Genomic DNA, 25,095 nt, shown 5'->3' on the forward strand with positions numbered 1-25,095 from the left:
GCGGCAAAACAGGCCGTGCAAGGGGTGACGCCAAGGGGCGTCAGAAAGGAAAGGAGGGGAACAATGGCGGACAAGAACGCAGAAGTTGCAGTCGAGGATACCGGCGGCATGAAGAAAACGCTTTCGCTCTGGAACTTCTTCACCATCGGTTTCGGTGCCATCATCGGTACCGGTTGGGTTCTGCAGGTCGGCGACTGGATGGTCGTGGGCGGCGGTCCCGTTCCCGCTATGATCGCATTCCTCTTGGGTGCAATCTTCCTCGTGCCCGTCGGAGCTGTTTTCGGTGAGCTTACGGCTGCTATCCCCATCTCGGGCGGCATCGTCGAGTATGTCGATCGTAGCTTTGGCCGTACAATGAGCTACATTACCGGTTGGCTCCTGGCCCTGGGCAACGGCATCCTGTGCCCGTGGGAGGCCATTGCCATTTCGACTCTCGTGTCCGAGATGTTCGGTAGCCTGCCCGGTCTTGAGTGGCTGCGCGCCATCAAGCTCTACACCATCCTGGGCGCCGACGTTTACCTGTTCCCGACGCTGATCGCGCTCGGCTTTGCAGTCTACGTCATCTTCCTCAATTTCCGCGGTGCCAGCTCGGCCGCCAAGCTCCAAGCCTTCCTGACCAAGGCCCTGCTCTGCGGCATGCTACTCGCCATGGGCGTCTCGCTGTTCACCGGCTCGCCGAACAACGCCATGCCTGTGTTCTCCCAGGTCGCCGGTGCTGGCGGCGGTAAGGCCGCCACCGAGGGCACCAGCCTGTTCGCCGGTATCGTGTCGGTCCTGGTTCTGACCCCGTTCTTCTACGCCGGTTTCGACACCATTCCTCAGCAGGCTGAGGAAGCAGCCGAGGGTCTTAACTGGAACAAGTTCGGCAAGATCATCTCCCTGGCCCTGCTGGCCGCCGGCGGCTTCTACATGGTCTGCATTTACTCGTTCGGCACTATCCTTGACTGGCATGAGTTTGTTAAGAGCCCGGTTCCCGCGCTTGCCTGTCTTAAGGGCATCAACATGCTCCTGTACCTGGCCATGCTCGTCATCGCCACGCTTGGACCCATGGGCCCGATGAACTCCTTCTACGGCGCCACGAGCCGCATTATGCTCGCCATGGGCCGCAAGGGCCAGCTGCCCGAGAAGTTTGCGGAGGTCGATCCCAATTCCGGCGCTCCCAAGCTCGCCTGCGTCGTTCTGGCCATCATCACCGTCGTCGGTCCGTTCCTGGGCAAGAACATGCTCATCCCTCTGACCAATGTGTCGGCTCTCGCCTTCATCTTCTCTTGCGGCATGGTCGCTCTTGCCTGCCTGCGCATGCGCTTCACCGAGCCCGACCTACCTCGTCCCTACGAGGTGCCCGGCGGCAAGTTTGGCATCAGCCTCGCCATCGCTGCCTGCGCCATCATCATCGGCCTGCTCGTGATTCCGTTCTCTCCCGCCTCCCTCAACATGGTGGAGTGGAGCATCGTGATCGGCTGGTTGGCTATTGGCCTGGCTCTCATGGCTTTCACCAATTCCCGTAAAAAGTAACGCCGAGCCGGGGCGGATTGGGTGCGCGGTGCCCTCTCTCCCGCGTACCGAACCCGGCATCACTTGGGTAGCTTTGTGAGGCCTTAACCCAACACGGCCTCACCCACTATATGGATCCATAAGGAGGAACCATGTCCACTAAGTATGCAATCGTTGGCGGCAAGCTCATCGACGGTACCGGTGCCGAGCCGGTCGAGAACTCCCTCGTTCTCGTCGACGATAACGGCAAGATCGAGTACGCCGGTGTTATGCAGGACCTTCCCGAGGGCGTTGAGGTTATCGACGCCGCCGGCAAGACTGTCCTTCCCGGCCTGATCGACACCCACCTGCACTTCTCGGGCAACCTGACCGACGATGACACCGATTGGGTCATGCAGCCGCTCCTCGAGAAGCAGGCCGTCGCCGTCAAGCAGGCCTACGACTGCCTCACCCACGGCCTCACCACCGTCTGCGAGATCGGCCGCTTTGGTATCCAGATTCGCGACTGCATCGACAAGGGCGTCTTTAAGGGCCCGCGCGTTCTGGCCACCGGCCTCGGCTTCTGCCGTGTTGCCGGTCACGGTGACTCCCACCACTGCACCCAGGAGCTCAACAAGGAATCCCATCCCTGGGGCGACCAGGTCGACGGTCCTTGGGATCTGCGCAAGGCCGTCCGTCGTCGCCTGCGCGAGAACCCCGATGCCATCAAGATCTGGGCTACCGGTGGCGGCATCTGGCGCTGGGACTCCGGTCGCGACCAGCACTATTGCTCCGAGGAGATCCAGGCCGTGGTCGAAGAGGCCAAGATGGTCGGTATCCCCGTGTGGAGCCACTGCTACAACAACCACGCCGCTGCCTACGATTCCGTTCGCTTTGGCTGCGAGCAGCTGATTCACGGCTTCGATATCGATGAGCGCACCATGGACCTTATGGCCGAGCAGGGCACCTTCTTCACCCCGACGATCGCCTTCCTGCCCACCTGGTACGCCACCTATCCTCCCGTCTATGTCCCCGAGCTGCACGACAAGTACGAGGGTACCCTGGTCGAGAAGGAGCTGCAGCGCAACTATGACTGCCTGCGCGAGGCCAAGAAGCGCGGCGTCGTCATGACGATCGGCTCTGACTCCTTCTCCTTCGTCACCCCGTACGGCACCTGCTCCATCGAGGAGATGTACGAGTTCGTCGACAAGATCGGCTTCACCCCGGTCGAGACCATCACCTGCGCCACCCTCAACGGTGCCAAGATGTGCCACATCGAGGACGAGACCGGTTCCATCGAGGCCGGCAAGTGCGCCGACCTGCTGGTCGTCAACGGTGACGTCGCCGCCGACATCCACGTGCTCAACACCGACAACATGGACGTCATCATGAAGGACGGCTGGATTGTCGAGGCCGGCACCTTCGGCGAGCCAAACAAGTACAGCGCCTAAGCTACCGTTTGTCGATGGCTGGATGTAAAACACAGTTTTTGATTGCATAATGCAATGGAGAGGGTCGCTTGCGGCCCTCTTTATTGCTATCGGTACTACGGACAAGAGGGGATGACGGTGGATTTAAACAGGCTGAATCTGGGCAAGAGTTACAACTCTACCAAGGTCTTTCGTACGGCCCAGCATGTGGTTCAGGCCATCCTACTCGGTGTTGTCGTTCCGGCGCTTATCTTGCTGCTTATCTGGGATTTAACCGATAATCCCAATCCCGTTCCAGGCGTTGTCGTTATTGCCGGCCTGGTCATGCTGTGCTTCTTCTTCTCGTATGTCTTTGTGGTCCCCGATGACCTCACATCGAGCGCAACCGACCGCACGCTCGCCATCGCATCAAAAATATTTGCCTACACGTCGCGCGGCCTTACGCCCGAAGCGGCCCTGGGTGCCTCTAAAATTATCCTGTCCGAGACCATCGCTTCTGCCATCTGCTTTACTGACGGCAGGCAGGTGCTGGCAAGCTGGGGCGAGGACTCGGCAAAGTGCCCTGCCGGAACCCCGGTAGTGCTCAAGACCACGCTCAACGTGATTGAGACGGGCGAACAGAGCGTGTTTTCGCGTGATGCCTCCAATGAGACGGGCGGCTATTTTCCCCGTCTGCGTGCCGGTATTGTCGCGCCGCTTACCGTGCGTGGTCATTGCGTGGGCACACTCGAGCTGTATTACCCCCGCCTGAGCAGCATCGATATGCGCCAGACGGCGCTTGCCTCGGGTTTCGCTGATCTCATTTCCACGCAGCTCGCCAGCTTTGAGCTCGAGCGCCAGGATGAGCTCACGGCCCGCGTTGAGCTCCGCGCTCTGCAGTCGCAGGTCGATCCGCATTTTCTATTCAATACCATTAGCACGATCGTTTCGCTCGTTCGAACCGAGCCCGACAAGGCGCGATCGCTGCTGATCGATTTTTCCAACTACTATCGTCAGACGCTTTCTGACTCCGATACGCTCACCACGCTCGAGCACGAGGTGGAACAGGGCACGCGTTATATCAATCTTATGCAGGCCCGGTATGGCGACGGCCGTCTGCGCGTTTCGGTCGACATCGACTTTGAGGTGCGCGACAGCCTGGTGCCGCCGTTTATCTTGCAGCCGCTGCTCGAAAACTGCATCAAGCATGCGCAGCGCGAGACCGAGCCGCTTTCCATTCGTGTTAGGGCTTTTGAGACCGATGACGGCTTGGAGATCATCGTCGAAGATGACGGCATCGGTATGAGCGAAGAAGTCTGCGCGCATCTGTTTGAGCAGCATCGCCGAGAGGAGCCCGAAAGCATTACCGCCGACGGCTCCGTCAAGCGAGGCTGCGGCCTGGCGCTCTTCAACGTGCTTCAGCGCATCCATTTCTTTTACGGAGAAGATTCCGGCATGCGCGTGAAGTCCCAGGAGGGCGTGGGAACGCAGGTCATCGTTGAGTTGAACGGCGAGCCGCATGAGCCGGCGCCGCTAACGGTGTAGCACGCGGTTGGATTGAGAGAAAAAAGAGGGGAAGTGCATATGTCCGAAGGCTGGAACATCTTGGTGGTTGATGACGAGCCCCCAATTAGGGCTGAGCTACGCTATCTGTTGGAAAAGGATGCGCGTGTGGGCCAGATTGCCGAGGCGGGCAATGTCACCGAAGCCGTGGAATCGATTCTGTCGAACAAGCCCGACGTGCTGTTTTTAGACATTACCATGCCCGGTCGCTCGGGAATTGAGCTTGCCGAGACGCTTCAGAACCTAAAGACACCGCCGGTCGTGGTGTTTGTGACGGCATTTGCCGAGTATGCGGCCGATGCCTATAACCTCGATGCCGTCGATTACATCGTAAAGCCGGTCGAGGATGCTCGCCTGTCAAAGGCGCTCGACAAGATCGAGACCGCCCTGGGCGCTCGCCGTGTCGTCCATGCTCCGCGCCAGCCTTTGCGCCTGACGGTGGATCGTGGGGGTAAAAAGGTGTTCATTCCCGTGGCGGATGTCTGCTACTTTGAGGCGCGCGCCGATTTTTGCAACGCCGTCTGCGCCGAGGGAACATATCTGATCAATGAGTCGATTTCATCGCTCGAGCGGCGCCTGGCCTCCGAGGGCTTTATCCGTGTCCACCGCAGCTATCTGGTCAATTTGGAAGACGTGCACAATGTCGAGATCGGTTCTACGGGTCTTATGGAACTCAGGCTCGATCGCGTAACCTCGACGGTGCCCGTGTCCCGTCGTCGCGCTGCCGAGGTTAAGGCGCGCCTGGGGCTTGTGTAGACGGTCCGCATGCCATCGTTTGCCGACGCGGGTTTGGCATGGCCGCACGGTGGGCATAATGGGTGACATCGAATGAAATCGAAAGGATCATTATGCCCGCGCTTATTACGCATCATCTGTTTGGCGAGGAAAGCATCGACCGTCTTCCGCAGGGCGTCATTGCGTCCGACGAGGAACGCATCGCCTTTATCCTGGGCAACCAGGGTCCCGACCCGTTTTTCTTCCACATCCTGACGCCGCGCGTTTCCGACTGCACGCTGCTAGCGCAGGTCATGCATCGCTCGCGCATGTCGCGCCAGTTCTCGTGCCTGCGCGACGGCGTGTCCCATTTGCTCCCGCGCGATGCCAACTTGGGCCGCGCCTTTGCACTGGGCCTGCTGTCGCACTACGTGCTCGACCGTAATGCCCACCCCTTTGTCTACGAGCAGCAGTTTGGCATTGTCGAGTCCGATCCCGAGCTGGAGGATTCGGGCAGCCAGGTCCATGCGGTGCTCGAAAGTGACCTGGACGTGTTGATGCTGCAGCTCAAGCGCGACGGGGCCACGGCCGAGGACTATCCGCCGGCGGGCGAGATCGTCACCACCGACCGCATCAATCGCGTGGCCGGCGTGCTGATGAGCTATGTCGCCGGGCGTGTGTACGGTATCGACATCCCGGCGGGGGAGTACGGGGCCGCCGTTGCCGACATGCAGCTGCTCTATCGCGCCATTGAACCGGCGGGCTCGGCCAAGACGCGTGCAATTGCCCTGGTCGAGGGCCTAGTACACGACTACTCCCTGCTCGATGGCCTTGCTCACCGCGTGACGACCGAGCCGCCCGAGCGCACCGGCAATCTGGGCCATCTGACGTGGAAGAATCCCTTTACCGATGAGGTCTCGAACGAGAGCTTCCCCGAGGTCTTTGACCGCGCGCTGGTCGATTACGAGTGCACGGTCACCCGCTTTATCGAGACCGGCGATATGGAGGCCGTGACCAACCATGTCAATTACAGCGGTCGCGTGCTCGGCGCTGACGAAGAGTTCGACCGCGAGGAGTAGGGCTCGTGCGTGCCCCTTTGCCGAATCCTTACCGGTGCCTCTGTGCAATTGGGGTACGATGAACTGACTGCATATCGGGCGAATACGAAGGGTCCCTGTCCATGAAATACACCAAGCTCGAGCGTAACTGGGTCATGTACGATGTGGGAAACTCGGCCCTCGTGCTGCTCAATACCTCGGTGGTGCCCATCTACTTTAACGCCATCAATACCGGTGCTTCCTCGGCCGACCTGGTGGTCGCTTGGGGCAACGCGCAGACGATTGCCTCGCTGGTCATTGCCATGCTCATGCCCATTCTGGGCGCGCTTGCCGATTACGCCGGCAACAAGATCAAGTTCTTCTTGGGCTTCTTCCTCACGGGCCTGGTTCTTTGCCTGGCGCAGGCTATTCCAATGTCCGCCATGGCATTTTTGACCGTGTACGTGCTGTGCACCATCGGCCTTAACTCTTCTATGACGTTCTACGACGCCATGCTGCCCGACATTACCACCGACGAGCGCATGGACGCCGTGTCCAGCTCGGGCTATGCCTGGGGCTACATCGGTTCCACCGTGCCGTTCATCATCTGCCTGGCGCTTATCATGGGTGGTCCCGCTCTTGGTGTCCCCACCATGCTGGCAACGCGTCTGTCGTTTGTCATCACTGGCGCCTGGTGGCTCATCTTTACCCTGCCGCTCATTCGCACCTATAAGCAAAAGTACGGTCGCGAGCGCGGTCCCGAGGACACCATCGGCCACATCGTGGGCGGCGTGTTCTCCGAAGTCGTACACACCATGCGCGAGATCGCCCACAACAAGACCGTGCTGGTCTACATGATTGCGTTCTTCTTCTACATCGACGGTGTGCACACGGTCATTTCCATGGCAACCAGCTACGGTTCGGCTCTGGGCATCGACTCGACCCAGCTGGTACTGGCCCTGCTCGTTACACAGTTCGTGGCCTTTCCGTCCGCCATCATCTACGGCAAGCTCGCCGGACGCGTGGGCACGCTCAACATGATCCTGGTGGCGGTCGCCGCCTACATGGGCATTGTGCTGTTCGCCGCGTTTTTCCTCAAGACCGCCTTTGAATTCTGGGTGCTTGCCATTATGGTCGGCCTGTTCCAGGGTGGCGTGCAGGCACTCAGCCGTAGCTACTTTGGCCGCATCATCCCCAAGGAAAAGTCCAACGAGTACTACGGCTTCTTTGACATCTTTGGGCGCTATGCAAGCGTTATGGGCACCTTTCTGGTGTCGGTCGTCACCTCGCTGACCGGCAACCCGTCGCTGGGCGTTCTTTCCATTGCTGTGCTGCTGGTCGTTGGCTTTATGCTGCTGGCCCGCCTGTCTCGCATGACTCGAGCGGCAGAGCATGCCGCATAGGAGCGAGCGGCTATTGTGCCTGTCTGCGGTACTCTTTTGGGGTTATCCGCAATAAACATTGCGACTTGCGAGCAATGATTTGCCCAAGTGGGTATGATGGAATCAGCTAGGTCGCGGGGCGTCGCCTGTGTTTGGCGGCGCCTCGTTTTTGTGTTGCAGGGAGGGAAGGCATGAACGCCACGGTTGTGATTCCAACATATTGGGCGGGCGATGATGCCCATGCAAACGCTCCCGGTGTCTATGACCACTCGACGAATCTCAACGCCGCCAATCCCGAGCTCGATCACTGTCTTGCTTCGCTCGAGCAGGTACGCGATATTCCGCGAATCATCCTTTTGGTGGTCTGCCCCATCTCGGCCACGGCGGATGTGTCGAAGCGCGTACGCGAAATCGTCGAGGCGCACCCTACGCTCAAAGTTACCGTAGTCACCAATACCCAGGCATCGCGTGTCGCCGACCGCGTAGCGCAGATTGCGCCCAAGGGTTCGGGAGAATGCGTGAGCCTGCGCGGCTATGGCGCCATCCGCAATATGGGACTTGCCTGTGCCGCCGTGCTGGGTCACGATGCCGTCATCTTTTTGGATGACGACGAGACTGTCATCGATGCCGACTTTATGAAACGCGCGACTTACGCGTTGGGGCAGCAGACGCGTCAGGGCCTGCCAATCTTGGTTAAGAGCGGCTACTTTTACGATCGAGACGGATCGCCGCTGGCCCCCACGGACAAGGTGGGCATCTGCCACCGTTGGTGGACCAAGCGTATTGAGTTCAATCGCTGGATGAAAAAGGCGCTCTCGGGCACCCGTATTTCGCGTTCAAACTATGTGTGCGGCGGCCTTATGGCCCTCCATGCCCGCGCCTTTACCCGCGTGGCATTTGACCCGTTTATCACTCGTGGCGAGGACCTGGACTACCTCTTTAATATGCGCATGTTTGGCTACGACGTATGGTTTGATAACGAGTGGACCGTGCGCCATCTGCCGCCCGAGTCCGAGAAACGCTCGCCGCGCTTTATGCAGGACGTGTACCGTTGGTACTACGAACGTGCCAAGCTAACGTTTGCCGCGCACCAGAAAGAGCTCGTTCCCGTTACAGCCGCGTCTCTCATGCCCTATCCGGGCCCGTGGATTTCGCGCGAGCTTGACGATCGCGTGCGTAAGACTGCCATGGTCCGCAGCATGTTTACCCGCGAGCACGAGGGATACCTACGCATTTGGCGCCACGGTATTGACGAGGCCAGGACCTACGCACGCCAAAACGCCGCAAGCTACCTGCGTTTCCAGAGCTTCTGGCCCAAGATTATGGATGAGCTCTGGCGTGACGCCCAGCTGACCAGCATCCTGGAGGGGACTGAATGATCGACCGCCGCGCCCAGCGCGATAGCTCAATGTCAATCTTTCGCATCATTGCCGTATCCTGCGCCATTTGTGTGCTGGTGTACTTTGTTTTTGCCCTGGCGACTGGAATCGAGCCAATCGCGACCGTGGTCGCCTGTACGCTGCTATGCATCTTCCTGTGTATCTTTATCTTTTTGACGCTCAATCCCGATTCGGTTCGCTCGCAGTACACCGAGGAGACGCTCTCGGTGGCCTCGGCCATGCTCGAGGACATTAAAGGCGGTCTGACGCAGGAGTCAGCACGTCTGGTGTGCCAGCGCATTTTGCCCGAGACACGCGCCATGACAGTTGCCGTTACCGACGAGAGCAACGTACTGGCCTGCGCGGGCGAGTTTGAGGAAAAGCTGCTGCCCAATTCTCCCATTCATACGCTCGCCACGCGCTACGTCATCGAACACGGTATCGTCCAGTCGTTCAACCGCGTGGTGGACGTGGTGGGTTCGGATGGCTCACACAACCAGGTCCCCGCTGGCATCATCGCACCCATCAAGGTGGGCGACCGCACCGTCGGCACGCTCAAGTTCTATTACAAGACCCTGCGTGCCGTCGACCGTACCCAGTATGCGCTCGCCTCGGGTTTTGCCGAAATCCTGTCCACGCAGCTCGCCATTCACGAGCTCGAGGTGCAAAAGGAGCTCACGGCCCGTGCCGAGGTGCGTGCCCTGCAGGCGCAGATTAACCCGCACTTCCTGTTCAACACGCTCAACACCATCGCATCGTTTACGCGTACCGACCCGCTGCGGGCCCGCGAGCTGCTGCGCGAGTTCTCCTCGTTCTATCGCGCAACGCTCGACAATTCGGGCTCGCTCATTCCCGTGTCGCGCGAGGTCGCACAGACCAAGCGCTACCTGACGTTTGAGAAGGCGCGCTTTGGCGAGGATCGCGTGCTGGCGACCTTTGACGTGTCCGAGGACGTCGAGGACACGCTGGTTCCGGCATTTGTGATCCAACCGATTGTCGAGAACGCCGTGCGTCACGGCATGGGTGATGCCAGTGCGCTGAAGATTGACGTGACGGTGCGCAGGGATGGTGACGATGCGATTTTGATTTCGGTGGCCGATGACGGTGTGGGCATGGACGAGGGCATCGCTGCCAGACTGTTTGACGAGCGCTCTGCCCGTCCCGACGCCAGCTCCCCGCAGGGTGGCGGCGCCGGCGTTGCCATGCACAATATTTCGGAGCGCATTTATCGCTTTTATGGGCCGCACTCCTATACGCGCGTCGAATCGGCGCCGGGTAAGGGCACTAAAGTGCTCCTACATCTCGATTTGTCGGAGAGCATCTTCGACATTCAAGAGTAGAATAATTGGTCACGGGCTTAACGCCGGTTGGCGTATGCCCGATGTAGTTTGTTGACGAAAGGTTTTATCCCCATGCTGCGTGCGATGATTGTGGATGATGAGGCCCCGGCCCGTTCGGAACTTCGCTTCTTGCTCGAGCAGACGGGCAAGATCGGCACGATCACAGAAGCGTCGAGCGTTCGCTCCGCCATCGAGATGCTTATGGAGAGTCGCGTTGATGTCGTGTTCCTCGATATTTCGATGCCTGGCGCTTCGGGTCTGCAACTTGCCGAGGCGCTGCATAAGCTTAAGAATCCGCCGGCGATCGTGTTTGTGACCGCGTACAGCGATCATGCGGTTGAGGCGTTTGATGTGGATGCCGTCGACTATCTGATGAAGCCGGTAGAGGAAGCCCGCCTGGATCGTGCAATCGAGAAGGTCATGCAGCGCACGAAGCCCGTTGCGGACAGCAAGGTGACCATCGAGCGCATCCCGGTGGAGAAGGGCGGCCGCAAGGTGCTCATCCCCGTGGACGACATTCGCTTCATTATGGCCAAGGACGATTACTCCTGTATCTATACCGTCGACGACCGTTTTTTGTCGACGACCTCGCTGGCACAGTTCGAGGCCAAGCTCTGTGATTTTGGCTTCTTCCGCGTTCACCGCCGCTATATCGTTAACTTGGCGTGTGTTACCGACGTCGAGACGGTTCCCTCGGGCGCTATCCAGCTGGGCATTACGGGCGTCGACGAACGCGTACCGGTTTCGCGCCGTCGCGTCGTACCGCTCAAGAAGGCCCTGAGCCTCTAGCACACCGGCCCCGCAGCCCTGTAGACCAAAATCGTCTGCGGAGCCGCGGGGCTTTTTGTATGAATGCACCAAATCGTTTTGCGGAAGGGATCCCATGAACAGTGCAAGCGCCAAGCGTATCGACATCATCTCGGACACCCACGGTTATCTGTCGCCCGCGCTTTTAGATGAGTTGAGCGGCGCGGACCTGATTATCCATGCCGGCGATCTTACGTCGGAGATGGACTACGAACATCTGCGAACCATTGCCCCCGTGCGAGCGGTTCTGGGCAATAACGACTACTACCGTGATTACGGCCCCGAAGTGGACCGTCTGGCGCTCTTTAGCTACGAGGGCCTTAAGTTTGCCGTAGCCCACTACCGCGAAGACCTCCCGGTGGGATCCGTGGACGTAGCCATCAACGGTCACACTCACGTAACCAAAGAAACTCAAGTAGGCCGCTGTCTAGTCCTCAACCCCGGCAGTGCTAGCTACCCCAGAGGCACCCGAGGCCCCACCATGGCCAGAATGCTCGTCAAGGACGGCAAGATTCTCAGCACCAAATTTATTGACCTAGAGTAAACGCAACAAAAACGGGGGATGCAGATTGCATCTCCCGTTTTTCTTTGAGCCAAAGGCCGAAGTTCAACAACAACCATCAGGCAACCCCGCCGAGGAGAACGGGGGTCCCGAGCCGCGAAGCGGCGAGCAACAAAGTCTTCGAACAAAGTGACGGCAGGGAGGGTCTCCGGGGCCGGCTGGCGCGGGTTAAGTTTGTCGCGAGTTCCGCACGCAAAGGAAAGCACTTAATGTGCTTTCCGTCTTGCGCAGGACTGTAGAGCAGCAAACTTAACCCGCCCCGGCCCCCGACGGCCCCAGACCGGCGGGATAGACCGGTTTGGATGGGGCTTTGATGCATGGGTGGTCTGTTGGTGGGCAAATGGGTATCATAATGCGGTTACTGCATCGACTCCGTGATGCATGTTTGTACGTTCCCGGCGGTCGGTTTGCCAGAAGCGCCCCGTCGGTTGTTCCAGACCCGTTTCGAAGAAAGGAAACCGCACGAACCTATGGCAGCTAAAAAATCATCTCCCTTGAAGATCATTCCGCTCGGAGGCCTTGACGGCATCGGCAAGAATATGACGGTCTTCGAGTGCGGCGACGACATGGTGCTCGTCGACGCCGGCCTTATGTTCCCCGACGATTCCCAGCCCGGTATCGATTTGGTGCTTCCCGACTACACCTATGTTCTGGAGAACGAGGAGAAGCTCCGCGGCATCATCGTCACCCACGGCCACGAGGACCATACCGGTTCGCTTCCGTACCTGCTGCAGGACCTCAACAACAAGGTGCCCATCTTCTCGAGCAAGCTGACGCTTGGTTTCATCGAGGGCAAGCTTTCCGAGTTCCGCATCCGCGCGCCCAAGTTCCGCGAGGTCAAGGGCGGTAGCCATGTCAATCTTGGTGGCATTTCGCTCGACTTCTTCTCTATGACGCACTCAATTCCGGGCGCTTTGGGCGTATTCATTCGCACCAACCAGGGCACCGTTATGCACACGGGCGACTTTAAGCTCGACCAGACGCCCATCGATGGCGTCACGCCCGATTATGCCGCCATCAGTCGCTTTGCCAAGCAGGGCATCGACCTGTTGCTTTCCGACTCCACCAACGCCACGGTTCCGGGCTTTACCAAGTCCGAGGCCGAAGTCGGCCCCAACTTGCTGCACGCCATCAAGAATGCCCCGGGCCGCGTGTTCGTCGCGTCGTTCTCGAGCCATATCCATCGCCTGCAGCAGATCTGCGACGCCGCCCGCAAGTGCGGCCGCAAGGTCGTCGTGACCGGACGTTCCATGCTCACCAACACCCGCGTGGCGCGCGAGCTGGGCTACCTCAACATCGACGATGCCGATATCATCGATGCCTTCGATATCGATAACCTGCCTGACGACAAGATTGTCGTCATGTGCACCGGCTCTCAGGGCGAGCCGCTGTCGGCGCTGTCCCGTATGGCCAACGGCGAGCACAAGACGCTCTCCATCCACGAGGGCGATACCGTCATCCTGTCCGCTACGCCTGTTCCCGGCAACGAGAAGGCCGTCCAGCAGGTCGTCAACAGCCTGGCCAAGCTTGGCTGCGACGTGTGGGACAAGAACCGTGCCCTCGTCCATGTCTCGGGTCACGGCAGCCAGGAGGAGCTCAAGCTCCTGATGGCCATGGCCAAGCCCACCTATTTTATGCCGGTTCACGGCGAGGCCGTGCACCTGCGTGCCCATGCCCAGCTTGCCCGTAAGATGGGCATTAAGGATGATCACATCTTTATCCTCGATAACGGTGACACGCTCGAGATGCGCGGTGGTATTGTCAAGCGCGGCACGCCCGTCGAATCCGGCGTCGTCTACGTCGACGGCCTGCGCATCGGTGATACCGACCCCATCGTCCTGCGCGATCGTCAGAAGCTCGCCAATGACGGTATGGTCACGGCTGTCGCCATCGTCTCGCTCAAGCATAAGAAAATCGAGGCTATCGAGTTCTCGGGCCGTGGCGTTTCATTTGCTATCGACGATCAGTTCTCCGAGGATGCCTCCGCATCCATCATGAAGACAATCGAGAAGGGCAAGTTTAGCTTTACGAGCAGCGGCTCCGATGCCATTCGCAAGGCCGTGCGCGATTCGCTCTCCAACTTCATTTGGAGCCGTACGCGCACCCGTCCGATGATCATCCCGGTCGTCATGGAGGTTTAGTTTGGCGCGCGGATCTGCACAAAACGCCAAAGGCAATAAAGCCAACAACCAACCGGCATCTGCTAAGGGTGCCGGTTCCCATCTTCGTGCCAATAAGGGCCACGAGGCCGAGTTCGACGATTTTGAGCCCCTGGTCGAGCCTTCGGCCAACCGCGATATCGCCGGCGTGGTTATTGCCGTTTTGGCGATTGCGTCTTTCATTGCCGTGATTTCTCCGGCAACGGCACCCGTGACGGCAGTGGTTGCCGGTTTCTACCATCTTGGCTTTGGCCTGGGCGCCTACGTGCTGCCGATCGTCATTTTGCTGTTTGCCGCCACGCTCTTTTTGGGTGAGGACTCGCCGCTCAACATTCGCTCGGTCGCGGGTGGCGCCGTTGTCTTTATCGCCGTCGTCTCCATTCTTTCGTTGATGGTGCCGGGCACGAGCGATTCGTGCGACCTCATGTTTGTGCCGCAAAACCTGTCCGCTTCGGGTGGCTACATCGGTGCGTTTATTGCGAGTGCGCTGCAGAATGCCCTGGGTAAACCTATCGCGATGGTGGTCCTGTTGGGTTTGGCCGTCGTTGGCTTTGTCATCATCGGCTTTTCGGTGGGTGGCGTTTTGCGCTCTGCGCGCGATCGCGCTGCCGATTTTGCCGAGCGCCGTCGTGCCGATGTCAATGCGAGCCCGTGGGGCGACGAAGAGGCCCTGTCGGTTCCCGGCATCGCCCGTCCGCACCTGAGCATTCTTCGTCAGAAGGGCTCCGATATGGCCGTGACCACGGTCATGGGCAATGATGCGGACCCTGTTCTGGACGATGACGACGAGGACGATGATCCGTTTGTCGACGTGTCCGAGGCTGTGGAGGCCGAGCGCGCCAAGACCACGCTGCTGCCGCGTCGCCATGCCAACAAGGGCAAGGCCGCGCCCAAGCTCAACACGAGTGAGCCCGACCCGTCTTGGTCCGATAGCGAAATCGAACTCACCGCGGGCGATGACGAGGATGACGAGTGTCCGCTCGAGACCGCCAAGACAACTTTGCTGCCGCGTCGCCAAGACAGGCGAGGACAGGTCACCGGACAGCTTTCGATGGAAGACGACCCGGACAAGGTCGACGAGTCCGAGCCGCCGTTTGCCGTGAACCCCGTGTCTGCTGCCCCGCAGATCCCCGATTTCCTGAAGCATCCCAAGGTTGCCGACGCCTCCACCCCAACGGCTTCCGCTGCTCCTGTTGCAGCCGGCGATGGGGGAGCTGACGGCACTGCTGCCGATGTCGAGGGCGAGCAAGAGGATGGCCTCAAACTCCCGCCGCTCGAAATCCTGCACGCCAACCCGCAGTCGGCGTCCGCCGCGTCTTCTGACAAGGAGTTGGAGCAGACGGCCGAGTCGCTGCAGTCCACGTTGCTGGAGTTTGGCCGTAGCGCTCGCGTCGTCGGCTGGATTGCCGGTCCCACGGTGACGACCTTTAAGCTGCAGCCCGGCGAGGGCGAGCGCGTGAGCAAGATTTCGAGCCTCGAGGACGATATCGCGCTTTCGCTTGCCGCCCAGTCGGTGCGTATCTTTGCGCCGATTCCCGGCACCTCGCTTGTGGGTATCGAGATTCCCAATCGCAAGCGCCAGAACGTTAACCTGGGCGACGTGCTTCCCTATGTGAAGGGCGGTCCGCTCGAGCTGGCCATCGGCCGCGATGCCGAGGGCACGCCCGTCGTCGCCGACCTCGCCAAGATGCCCCACCTGCTTATTGCCGGTACCACCGGCTCCGGTAAGTCGGTTATGATCAACTCCATCATTACGACCCTGCTCATGCGCGCGCTTCCCGAGGACGTTCGCTTGATCATGGTCGATCCCAAGCGCGTTGAGCTTGCCGGCTATAACGGCCTGCCCCATCTCTATGTGCCCGTGGTGACCGAACCCAAGCAGGCTGCGAGTGCCTTGCAATGGGCTGTCTCCGAGATGGAGCGTCGCCTGAAGGTGTTCGAGCGCCTCAACGTTCGCAAGATCTCGACGTATAACGAAAAGCAGGCTGCCGGCGAGTTCGAACACTACGATAACCCGCCGCAAAAGATGCCCTATCTGGTCATTATCATCGACGAGCTATCGGACCTGATGATGGTTGCCGGCAAGGATGTCGAGGCCTCGATCGTTCGTATCGCCCAGCTGGGCCGTGCCGCCGGTATTCACCTTATCGTGGCTACGCAGCGCCCCAGCTCCAACGTGGTGACGGGCCTCATTAAGGCCAACATCACCAATCGTATCGCCTTTAACGTGGCCACGGGCATCGATTCCCGCGTCATTATCGACCAGATGGGCGCCGAAAAGCTCACCGGTTTGGGCGACATGCTGTTCTCCAAGGTCGACTGGGGCAAGCCCCGCCGTATCCAGGGCTGTTTTGTCTCGGATGATGAGATCAACGAGATCGTCGAGTTCGTTAAGTCGCAAAGCGAGCCCGACTACCACGAGGAGATTCTGTCTGCCGTGGCGCCTGCTTCCATGTCCATGGCTGGTGGCGGCGGTATTGTCCGCACGGGCGTTGCCGAACCGCAGGATGACGACCCGCTTATCTGGGAGGCCGCTCATATTGTGGTGGAATCGCAGCTTGGCTCCACATCTGGCCTGCAACGCCGCCTCAAGGTTGGCTATGCGCGCGCCGGGCGTATTATGGACATGCTGGAAGAAAAGGGCGTCGTCGGCCCGCCCGACGGTTCCAAGCCGCGCGAGGTCCTGCTGGATGACGAAGGGCTTGCCGCGCTGGAGTCTGTCGACGCCGAGATGGTACGTGAAGATCGTGAGTTTGGAGGATTCTGATGGCTGCACGCTTTGGTGACATGCTGCTCGAGCAGCGTCGCCGGATGGGCCTTTCCATCCAGCAGGTCGCCAACACCATCAAAATCAGGCCGCAGATCATCGAGTTTTTCGAGACTGGTAACTTTGCATCGATGCCCCCGCGTGGCTATGCGCAGGGCATGATTTCGAGCTACGCTCGCTTTTTGGGGCTTAACCCGCGCGAGGTCGTCAACGCTTATTTTGACGACCTCATGGCATATGAACGCGATACCTCGCAGCAGGGCGGTCGTTTTCAGGATGCTGCCGGCTACGTTAACTCGCGTTCTTCGGTCGATAACGGTCGTTTTTTGATGGTTCAGGGTGGTCGTACGACACGGTACGGCCAGCGCCCTCCGCAAGCGGGCTATATCACCGAGACGGGCTCCAGCGAGGAAATTCGTTCTCAGCGAGATCGTTTTCGCAGTACGCCCCTGCCAGATGACCGTGCGCTTCCCGCCGCTCGCGGGTTGAGTCGCGATCCTCGCGCCGGTTACGGCGACGGTGGATACTCCGGTCGTAGCTATCGCGGAGTACCCGCCGGGCGTTCCCGCGATGGCTATTCCGACGCCGATACCACGCAGGTGACGCCGCGCCTCCGTTCGCAATCCCAGCCCTATGGGCAGCGCTCTTCGGCGCCTCGCTCTGGCCAGCGCGGCTATCAGGGCCGTGGCGAGCTTGCGCCGCGTCCGGGCCGGCGGGGTTCTCAGCGCCAGAGTAGCTATCGTGGTCGTCCCGATAGCGGTCGCGGCCGCATACCGCAGGGTAATGGTCGTGGTAGCTCCAATCGCGGACGCGGCGTTGGGCGCGCCTCTCAATACAACACGATCGATCCGCGCATTATTTACGTTGGCATCGGTGCCGTGGTGCTACTGTTGATTTTGCTCATCGTGGTACTCCTGCGTGGTTGCGGCTCTGCTGCACCCGAGTCGACGCCCGAGACACCCGTGGCTACCAAGACGACGACTAAGAAATCTTCCAAGAAGACCGAATCCACTGACGAGGACAAAGACGCCGACGAGGCGACGGATGCGGCCGGTTCCGATTCCGCCAAGGCGACGGTGGAAAAGGAAGAGGACGAGGTCACCAAGGTCAAGGTCTCTGTTGCCAAGGGCAAGACCGCCTGGATCGAGGTCAAGGTCGACGGTAAATCGGTCTATGGCGCTCAAGCGACCGGTCCTTTTGAGCAGGAGTACACGCCCGAGTCCTCGATTGAGATCACCACGTCCAAGCCCTCCGATGTCACGGTCACCAAGAATGGTGAAAAGGTTCGCTATGACACCAAGACATCGGGTGTGGCGCGCGTGACCATTACCGTTCCCAAGAAGGAGACCGCTGACTCCGCGAACGGCGATAATGCCGGCGGTACCGATAATGCCGACGGCACCGATGTCCAGTCTACCGTCGGCACCGACACGGCATCCGACGGCCAGACAGTGAACGATACAGATGACTATTCGTACGACAGCTACTAAGGCTCCCCGTACCGAAAGGAAGAACCATGGCTAAAGATTCCAGCTTCGACGTTGTGTCCGAGGTTAACATGCAGGAGGTCGATAACGCCTTCCAGCAGACCGCCCGCGAGATTTCCCAGCGCTATGACCTTAAAGACTCCGGCGCCACCATCGAGCTTTCGAAGGGCGACAAGCTCTTTACGATTAACGCTCCGGCCGATTTTGTCTCCAAGCAGATCATCGATGTTTTGAGCTCCAAGCTCATCAAGCGCGGTATCGACCTCAAGGCTGTCTCTTGGGACGCCCCGCAGGCGGCTTCGGGCGGTACCGTGCGCGTGCTCGGTCATATCGTCGAGGGCATCGACCAGGCGACCGCAAAGAAGATCAATAAAGACATCAAGGATCAAAAGCTTAAGGTCAAGGTGACCATCGAGGCCGATAAGCTGCGCGTTTCCTCGGCTTCTAAGGACGCTTTACAGACGGTGATTCAGTTCCTGCGCGACCAGGACTACGGCCAGCCGCTGCAGTTTACCAACTACCGCTAATTTACTCGAAAGGACCGCTCTCCAACATGGATACTCCGTTGGGTTCCGTACTCTATATCACGCTTGGCTGCGCCAAGAACGAGGTCGATACCGACCGCATGCGTTCGTTGCTGACCGCTGCGGGCTACGAGGAGGCATTCGATCCTCAGGATGCCGATATCGCCATTGTCAATACGTGCTCGTTTCTTACCTCGGCGACGTCTGAGAGCATCGAGACCACGCTCGAGCTCGCTAACGAGGTGCAGGACGGCGTTCGCTCCTGCCCCATTGTCATGTGCGGTTGCGTGCCGTCTCGTTACGGCGACGACCTGCCCGACGAGCTGCCCGAGGTCGCGGCATTTGTGAAGGCCGATGAGGAAGACGGTATCGTCTCTGTCATCGATGGCGTTCTTGGTGTGGAGCGTGAAATCGCTGCCTATATCCCGCAGGTCAAGCGTACCGTCGAGGGCGCTGTCGCCTACGTCAAGATCTCCGATGGCTGCAATCGTTTTTGCAGCTTCTGCATGATTCCCTACATTCGCGGTCGCTATCATTCGCGCAATGCCGAAAGCATTATCTCCGAGGTGCGCGACCTGGTTGCCGGCGGTGTGCGCGAGATCGTGCTGATCGGCCAGGACACGGGCATTTGGGGCACCGACTTTGCCGATGAGGACGCCGCTGAGGCCTCACCGCGCAATCTGGCGCAGCTGCTGCGCGCCGTCGCCGAGGCTGTGCGCCCGCACAACGTCTGGGTTCGCGTGCTCTATCTGCAGCCCGAGGGCATGACCGACGAGCTTATCGAGACGATTCGCGATACGCCCGAGGTATTGCCCTATATCGATATCCCCGTGCAGCACTGCGACGCGCGCATCCTCAAGGCCATGCGTCGCTCCGGTTCGCGTCAGGAGCTCGAGGAACTGTTCCGCGATCTTCGTGATCGTATCCCCGGCATCGTGATTCGCTCCACGGCCATGGTCGGCTTTCCGACCGAGACCGACGACGAGTTCCGTGATCTTATCGACTTTATGGACACCGTCGGCTTTGACTATACGAGCGTCTTTGCCTACTCGCGGGAGGAGGGCAGCCTGGCCGCCAATATGGAGGGCCAGGTCGATGAGGAGGTCAAGCTCGAGCGCGCCCAGGAGGCCATGGATCTGGCCGAGTCGCTGGGTTTTGCCGCCACGGCAGCCCATGTGGGCGAGCGCGCCCAGGTAATCGTCGACGGTATCGAGGAGACCGAGGACGGCGCCGAGCTGATCGGTCATGCCTGGTTCCAGGCGCCCGATTCCGATGGCGCGGTGCATCTGGACGCCAGCGAGGCGTCCGTGGGCGATATTTTGACCGTCGAGTTTACCGATAGCTTCTGCTATGAGCTTATCGGCCATGTTGTGGAGTAGGAGAGCGTCGTGGCAAACGAGAGCAATAAGGAACTGACGAGCGTTTGGACGCCCGCCAACATCGTGACGTGCGTTCGCATCGTCTTTATTCCGGTGTTCATGATCGTCTCGGCCCTGTCTCACGCGAGCGTTGCCGGTACGGACTGGAGCACCTTTGACGGCCCGCTCGCCGCCGCTGCCTTCATTCTGTATGTGATCCTGTCGTGCACCGATAAGGTCGACGGCTATCTGGCGCGCTCACGCAACGAGATCACCGATTTCGGCAAGTTCTTGGACCCCATCGCCGACAAGTTGCTGGTGTTCTCGGCCTTGCTGCTGTTCTTGGATTTTGGCGCGGTGACCGTGTGGTCCGTGTTCATTATCCTGTTCCGCGAGCTGTTGGTGAGCGCACTTCGCATGGTCGCGAGTGCTGCCGGTGTGGTCGTTGCCGCCGATAAGCTCGGCAAGTACAAGACGGCGACCACGATGGTCTCCATCTGTGGCTATCTGTGCGTCTTTGCGATGGCCGGTCTTCAGCTGGGGCCGGCGTCGCTGCTGCTCGGTGTCTATTCGGTGTCGCGCGTCCTGTACGTCATCGCTGTCATTTTGACCATTATCTCGGGTGCCCAGTACTTCTGGAACTGCCGCAAGATCGTCTTTTCGGTCTAGGTCCTGGTGGGCATGACGGAGTCTTATTTGCAGATCGCCGCAAACAACGAGGAGCTGGCACGCGATATTGTCAAGCGCGCGAGTGCCCGTGGCGTGACGGTGTCGACGGCGGAGTCGCTGACGGCGGGCATGATCGCCTCGACGATTGCCGATATCCCGGGTGCCTCGGCGGTACTTCGTGGCGGTGCGGTGACCTACTGCGATGAGATCAAACATCGCGTGCTCGGCGTCGAGCAGGAAACGCTCGATCGGTTTAGCGCCGTGTCGCATCAGACGGCGCGCGAGATGGCCGCGGGCTCGCTGGACCTCTATCAGAGCGATGTCGCCGTGAGCGCAACGGGCTACGCTGGGCCCGGCGGCGGTACCGAGCAAGACCCCGCCGGCACGTTCTATATCGGCTGGGCGTATCGTGCGGCCGATGGGGGAGCGACGGTCGTTGAGTCTGCGCGCTGTCACTACGAGGGTGATCGGTCGTGCGTCCGTGCCTATGCGGTCGCTGAGGCTTTGGAACGCATTGTCCGCGTGCTCAATTCCATGGAATAGACGTGTTTTAAGGGGCCTTAGGGCCCCTTAATTGTGGAGATAGGGACCTTTGGTAAGGAATGCGCTTGCGCTGGCACATGTCTTTAATTTGTACGAGCACTCGTATTTGCGATTGGCATGGTCAAGCGTTTGGTCGGCGTTTGGTCGGCGTTTGGTCGGGTTTTGGAATGGACGGGTGCATATGATGAACCTGAACGGTTGACCACGAACAGCCGTTCGTTTATCATCGATTCAGGTTGTTAAGAGGAGGGCTATTCATGGCCAAGAATTCAGGTCCCGTACGTACCGTTCATACGCGCACGACGGGTAAAGAGCGCGACGAGATGATCGCCACTACCAAGGCCGAGATCGAGAAGAAGTTCGGCCAGGGTTCTATTATGAGGTATGGCGACGGCGGTCCCGAGCTCGAGGTCGAGGCTATTCCGACGGGCTCTCTGGCGCTCGATGCCGCCTTGGGTATCGGCGGCGTGCCACGCGGCCGTATCGTTGAGATTTATGGCCCCGAGTCCTCCGGTAAGACAACGCTTTCGCTCGAGATTCTTGCAGAGGCTCAGGCCATGGGCGGTGTCGTGGCTTTTATCGACGCTGAGCATGCGCTTGATCCCACCTACGCCGCGCGCATCGGCGTCGATATCGACGAGGTGCTGATTTCCCAGCCCGATACGGGTGAACAGGCGCTCGAGATCGTTGACATGCTTGTGCGTTCCGGTGCCATCGACGCCATCGTCGTCGACTCTGTTGCCGCTTTGACTCCACGTGCCGAAATCGAGGGCGAGATCGGTGACACGACGGTGGGTCTGCAGGCTCGCTTGATGAGTCAGGCGCTCCGCAAGCTCGCCGGCTCGCTTGCCAAGTCCAACACAACCTGCATCTTCATTAACCAATTGCGCGAGAAGATCGGCGTCATGTTCGGCAACCCCGAGACCACCACAGGCGGCCGCGCACTCAAGTTCTTCTCTTCCGTGCGTATCGATATTCGCAAAATCGATACCATCAAGCTCAAGGACGAGGTTATCGGCAATCGCGTACGTGCCAAGGTCGTTAAGAACAAGGTGGCTGCTCCGTTCCGCTCGGCCGAATTTGACATCATGTATGGCACCGGCATTTCTAAAGAGGGCTCGATTCTGGATATGGCTGTCGAGTGCGGCATATGCAAAAAGATGGGGTCTTGGTTTGCCTATGGTGAGGACAAACTCGGCAACGGTCGCGAGGCCGCTAAGACGTTCCTGCACGAGCATCCCGATTGCGCCGACGAGATCGAGCACAAGGTTCGTCTTGCCTGCGGTCTTGAGTATGACGATGATGCCCCCTCCGAGGTTGAGTTGACCGATCAGCCCGCCCCCGAGGAGTTTGACGAGCTGTATGCCATCGATGGCTCCGCGATGCTCGACGATGACGACGAGTAACGGATGCCGACATGTCGTATACGGTGACCGAGGCTAGGGTCGTTTTTCCGGATAAGAAGACGGCCTCCTCGTTCTCGAGCGGTTATGCGTCTAAAAAGCCCTGTGCACATATCGATTGCGATCTGGAGGGCGGTTTTGAACGGTCCATTTGGATTCCCGTGCGTGTGGCACGTGTGTACGTTCAGAACCGTCTCGATCTTCCCTGCGACTGGGATGACTTTCGCGAGGCGGTGCAGCTTATCGAATGCAAATGTGCGCTTACCATGGTGACCGAGATGCTTTCGCGTCGCGATCATGCTACGGGCGAGGTGCGCGATAAGTTGGCGCGCTATGGCTTTCGTCAGCCCGCGATCGACTTTGCCGTCAATCGTGCCATCGAGTATCGTTTTTTAGATGAGAACCGCTTTAGCTCGTACTTTATCGAGGAGCGTAAGCGTCGTGGTTGGGGACAGCGCAAAATCGAGACTGAACTTAAGCGTCGCCATGTTGCACTTGATGAGATTCCAGGGTATCCCGAGGCTTATTTTGCCGAGGATGACGACTTGGCTCGCGCATCGGCTTTGCTCGCTAAGCGTCGCGTTCCCGAGGCACGTGCATTCGAAAAGCTCGTCAGATTTTTGATGGGCAAGGGCTTTTCCTATCACATTGCCGCCGATGCCGTTAAGGCGCGCCTCGATGCCTTAAGCGAGAAATGCGACGTTTAAGCATGCGCACGTTACGCTCCTGCCGTTCACCGCTCGATAGGCGCCGTGCTGGGTGCGTTAATTTGACAGTTGTTGCGGTTCAACGTAGGATAATTACTGTCATTTGCATTGTGATATGTGCTCATCTGCGATGAGTTTGTTTATATGTTTATCTGTATCCGACCCGCATAAGCTGCGCCCATATTACTCAAATGTCGCGAGCCGTTCGTATGGACGGTTCGCTTTGTTGTGTAACGAATCCATAAAAAGGAGTGAGCATGCCGCCTATCATTGCAGCGCTCGTTGGCATTGTTTTGGGTGCCATCGTCGCCATTGTCTACATGCGCACCGCCAAGCAGGGTAGTCTTCACGAGGCCGAAGAAAAGATTCAGTCGGCACACGCGCAGGCAGAGTCCCTGATCGGTGATGCTAAGCGTCAGGCCGAGACCCTCAAAAAAGAGGCTCTGCTCGAGGCTAAGGAAGAAATCATCAAGAACAAACAGGCCGCCGAGGCCGAGGACAAGCAGCGTAAGAGCGAGATTCGCGCGCTCGAAAATCGCGTGATGCAGCGCGAGGAATCGCTCGACAGACGCAACGATGCGCTCGATAAGCGCGAGCATCAGCTGTCCAGCCAGGCCGGTCAGGTCGAGAAGCGCTCTCGCGAACTTGAGGAGCTTTGCGCCAAGCAGACCTCCGAGCTCGAGCGTATTGCCGACCTTACGCGCGAGGATGCTCACAAGGAGCTGCTCGACAAGGTCCGCGGTGAGGTTACCCATGAGGCGGCCACCATCATCCGTGAGTCCGAGCAACAGGTCCGCGCCGAGTGCCACAAGACCGCTCAGGAGATTCTCTCCCTGGCGATCCAGCGTTGTGCCGCCGACCATACCGCCGAGGTCACCGTCACGTCCGTTCATATTCCCTCCGATGACCTTAAGGGCCGCATCATCGGTCGCGAGGGTCGTAACATCCGTACTTTCGAGCAGGTTTCCGGCGTCAACCTTGTGATCGACGACACCCCCGAGACCGTCGTGCTTTCGAGCTTTGATCCGGTCCGTCGTGAGACCGCCCGCGTGGCGCTCGAGAACCTCATTGCCGACGGTCGTATTCACCCCGCCCGCATCGAGGAGATGTACCACAAGGCCGCTGACTTGGTTCAGCAGCGTGTGCTCGAAGCCGGCGAGCAGGCCGCCTTCGATACCGGAATCCACGACCTGCATCCCGAGATTGTCAAAACCCTGGGCGCTCTGCGCTACCGCACCTCGTTTGGTCAGAACGTGCTACAGCACTCGCTTGAGGTCTCCGACCTGTGCGGCATCATGGCCTCCGAGCTTGGTCTGGATGTTGTGACCGCCAAGCGCGCGGGTCTTCTGCATGACCTGGGCAAGGCCATCGACCACGACGTTGAGGGTCCGCATGCTGTGATTGGCGCCGAGCTTGCCCGCCGTTATGGCGAGAAGCCCGTTATCGTCCACGCAATCGAGGCCCATCATGCCGATGTCGACCCCAACACGGTGCTCGACGTTCTGGTCCAGGCTGCCGATGCTGTTTCCGCTTCTCGTCCCGGCGCCCGTCGCGAGTCGGCCGAGAGCTACATCAAGCGCCTTGAGAAGCTCGAGGAGATTGCCAACTCTTATGACGGCGTCGAGCGTACCTATGCTATGCAGGCCGGTCGCGAGGTCCATGTCATGGTTCAGCCGGACAAGATTTCCGATGCCCAGTCCACGGTGCTTGCGCACGATATCGCCCATCAGATCGAGGAAGAGATGGAGTATCCCGGTCAGGTGCGCGTTGTCGTGATTCGCGAGAGCCGTGCCGTCGATATCGCTAAATAAC

20 protein-coding genes are annotated in these 25,095 nt (G+C 59.4%); all 20 read left to right on the top strand.

Features of this window, described 5'->3' with window-relative positions; genetic code table 11:
• Positions 1–63 precede the first annotated feature (63 nt).
• On the top strand, positions 64–1,515 hold the full coding sequence (locus ACTQV4_RS00975; protein WP_441031882.1) for an APC family permease: 1,452 nt from the start codon (positions 64–66) through the stop codon (positions 1,513–1,515).
• Between the two features lie 131 nt (positions 1,516–1,646).
• The gene (locus ACTQV4_RS00980) at positions 1,647–2,924 is read left to right on the top strand and encodes a metal-dependent hydrolase family protein (RefSeq protein ID WP_154518625.1); all 1,278 of its coding nucleotides are present in this window, start codon (positions 1,647–1,649) and stop codon (positions 2,922–2,924) included.
• A gap of 117 nt (positions 2,925–3,041) precedes the next feature.
• Positions 3,042–4,427 carry a histidine kinase gene (locus ACTQV4_RS00985; RefSeq protein WP_441554265.1) on the top strand — a complete coding sequence of 462 codons (1,386 nt, stop codon included), beginning with the start codon at positions 3,042–3,044 and terminating at the stop codon, positions 4,425–4,427.
• A 39-nt stretch (positions 4,428–4,466) separates the two neighbouring features.
• Positions 4,467–5,201 carry a LytR/AlgR family response regulator transcription factor gene (locus ACTQV4_RS00990; RefSeq protein ID WP_154518631.1) on the top strand — a complete coding sequence of 245 codons (735 nt, stop codon included), beginning with the start codon at positions 4,467–4,469 and terminating at the stop codon, positions 5,199–5,201.
• 92 nt (positions 5,202–5,293) lie between these two features.
• On the top strand, positions 5,294–6,238 hold the full coding sequence (locus tag ACTQV4_RS00995; protein WP_441569038.1) for a zinc dependent phospholipase C family protein: 945 nt from the start codon (positions 5,294–5,296) through the stop codon (positions 6,236–6,238).
• A 101-nt stretch (positions 6,239–6,339) separates the two neighbouring features.
• Positions 6,340–7,599 (top strand): MFS transporter, encoded by a 1,260-nt coding sequence (locus tag ACTQV4_RS01000; RefSeq protein WP_441569040.1) that lies wholly within the window; start codon positions 6,340–6,342, stop codon positions 7,597–7,599.
• Positions 7,600–7,769: 170 nt separating this feature from the next.
• Positions 7,770–8,957, top strand: a complete 1,188-nt coding sequence (locus ACTQV4_RS01005; RefSeq protein WP_441569042.1) for a glycosyltransferase — start codon at positions 7,770–7,772, stop codon at positions 8,955–8,957.
• On the top strand, positions 8,954–10,297 hold the full coding sequence (locus ACTQV4_RS01010; protein ID WP_441569044.1) for a histidine kinase: 1,344 nt from the start codon (positions 8,954–8,956) through the stop codon (positions 10,295–10,297). The genes ACTQV4_RS01005 and ACTQV4_RS01010 overlap by 4 nt, the downstream gene beginning before the upstream one ends.
• Before the next feature lie 72 nt (positions 10,298–10,369).
• Complete coding sequence (locus ACTQV4_RS01015) at positions 10,370–11,086, top strand: LytR/AlgR family response regulator transcription factor (protein WP_154518646.1); 717 nt, start codon at positions 10,370–10,372, stop codon at positions 11,084–11,086.
• A gap of 94 nt (positions 11,087–11,180) precedes the next feature.
• The gene (locus tag ACTQV4_RS01020) at positions 11,181–11,648 is read left to right on the top strand and encodes a YfcE family phosphodiesterase (RefSeq protein ID WP_441569046.1); all 468 of its coding nucleotides are present in this window, start codon (positions 11,181–11,183) and stop codon (positions 11,646–11,648) included.
• Positions 11,649–12,136: 488 nt separating this feature from the next.
• On the top strand, positions 12,137–13,807 hold the full coding sequence (locus ACTQV4_RS01025) for a ribonuclease J (RefSeq protein WP_117654800.1): 1,671 nt from the start codon (positions 12,137–12,139) through the stop codon (positions 13,805–13,807).
• Position 13,808: 1 nt separating this feature from the next.
• A complete protein-coding gene (locus ACTQV4_RS01030) occupies positions 13,809–16,592 on the top strand; it encodes a DNA translocase FtsK 4TM domain-containing protein (protein WP_441569048.1) in 2,784 nt (927 codons plus the stop codon).
• Positions 16,592–18,082: a RodZ domain-containing protein gene (locus tag ACTQV4_RS01035; protein WP_441569049.1), complete on the top strand. Its 1,491-nt coding sequence runs from the start codon at positions 16,592–16,594 to the stop codon at positions 18,080–18,082. The genes ACTQV4_RS01030 and ACTQV4_RS01035 overlap by 1 nt, the downstream gene beginning before the upstream one ends.
• A gap of 26 nt (positions 18,083–18,108) precedes the next feature.
• Positions 18,109–18,606: a YajQ family cyclic di-GMP-binding protein gene (locus ACTQV4_RS01040; protein ID WP_118079877.1), complete on the top strand. Its 498-nt coding sequence runs from the start codon at positions 18,109–18,111 to the stop codon at positions 18,604–18,606.
• A 26-nt stretch (positions 18,607–18,632) separates the two neighbouring features.
• Entirely contained in the window at positions 18,633–19,982 is a 1,350-nt protein-coding gene (gene rimO / locus ACTQV4_RS01045) for a 30S ribosomal protein S12 methylthiotransferase RimO (RefSeq protein ID WP_154516325.1), read from the top strand.
• Positions 19,983–20,081: 99 nt separating this feature from the next.
• Complete coding sequence (pgsA, locus tag ACTQV4_RS01050) at positions 20,082–20,630, top strand: CDP-diacylglycerol--glycerol-3-phosphate 3-phosphatidyltransferase (RefSeq protein ID WP_441569138.1); 549 nt, start codon at positions 20,082–20,084, stop codon at positions 20,628–20,630.
• 12 nt (positions 20,631–20,642) lie between these two features.
• Positions 20,643–21,173, top strand: a complete 531-nt coding sequence (locus ACTQV4_RS01055; protein ID WP_441569051.1) for a CinA family protein — start codon at positions 20,643–20,645, stop codon at positions 21,171–21,173.
• Positions 21,174–21,430: 257 nt separating this feature from the next.
• Positions 21,431–22,579: a recombinase RecA gene (gene recA / locus ACTQV4_RS01060; RefSeq protein WP_441569053.1), complete on the top strand. Its 1,149-nt coding sequence runs from the start codon at positions 21,431–21,433 to the stop codon at positions 22,577–22,579.
• Between the two features lie 11 nt (positions 22,580–22,590).
• On the top strand, positions 22,591–23,283 hold the full coding sequence (locus ACTQV4_RS01065) for a regulatory protein RecX (protein ID WP_441569055.1): 693 nt from the start codon (positions 22,591–22,593) through the stop codon (positions 23,281–23,283).
• Between the two features lie 257 nt (positions 23,284–23,540).
• Positions 23,541–25,094, top strand: a complete 1,554-nt coding sequence (gene rny / locus ACTQV4_RS01070; RefSeq protein ID WP_441569057.1) for a ribonuclease Y — start codon at positions 23,541–23,543, stop codon at positions 25,092–25,094.
• The last annotated feature ends 1 nt before the right edge of the window (position 25,095 follow it).

The sequence above is a fragment of the Collinsella sp. LCP19S3_B11 genome, assembly GCF_052121915.1.
GTDB lineage: Bacteria > Actinomycetota > Coriobacteriia > Coriobacteriales > Coriobacteriaceae > Collinsella.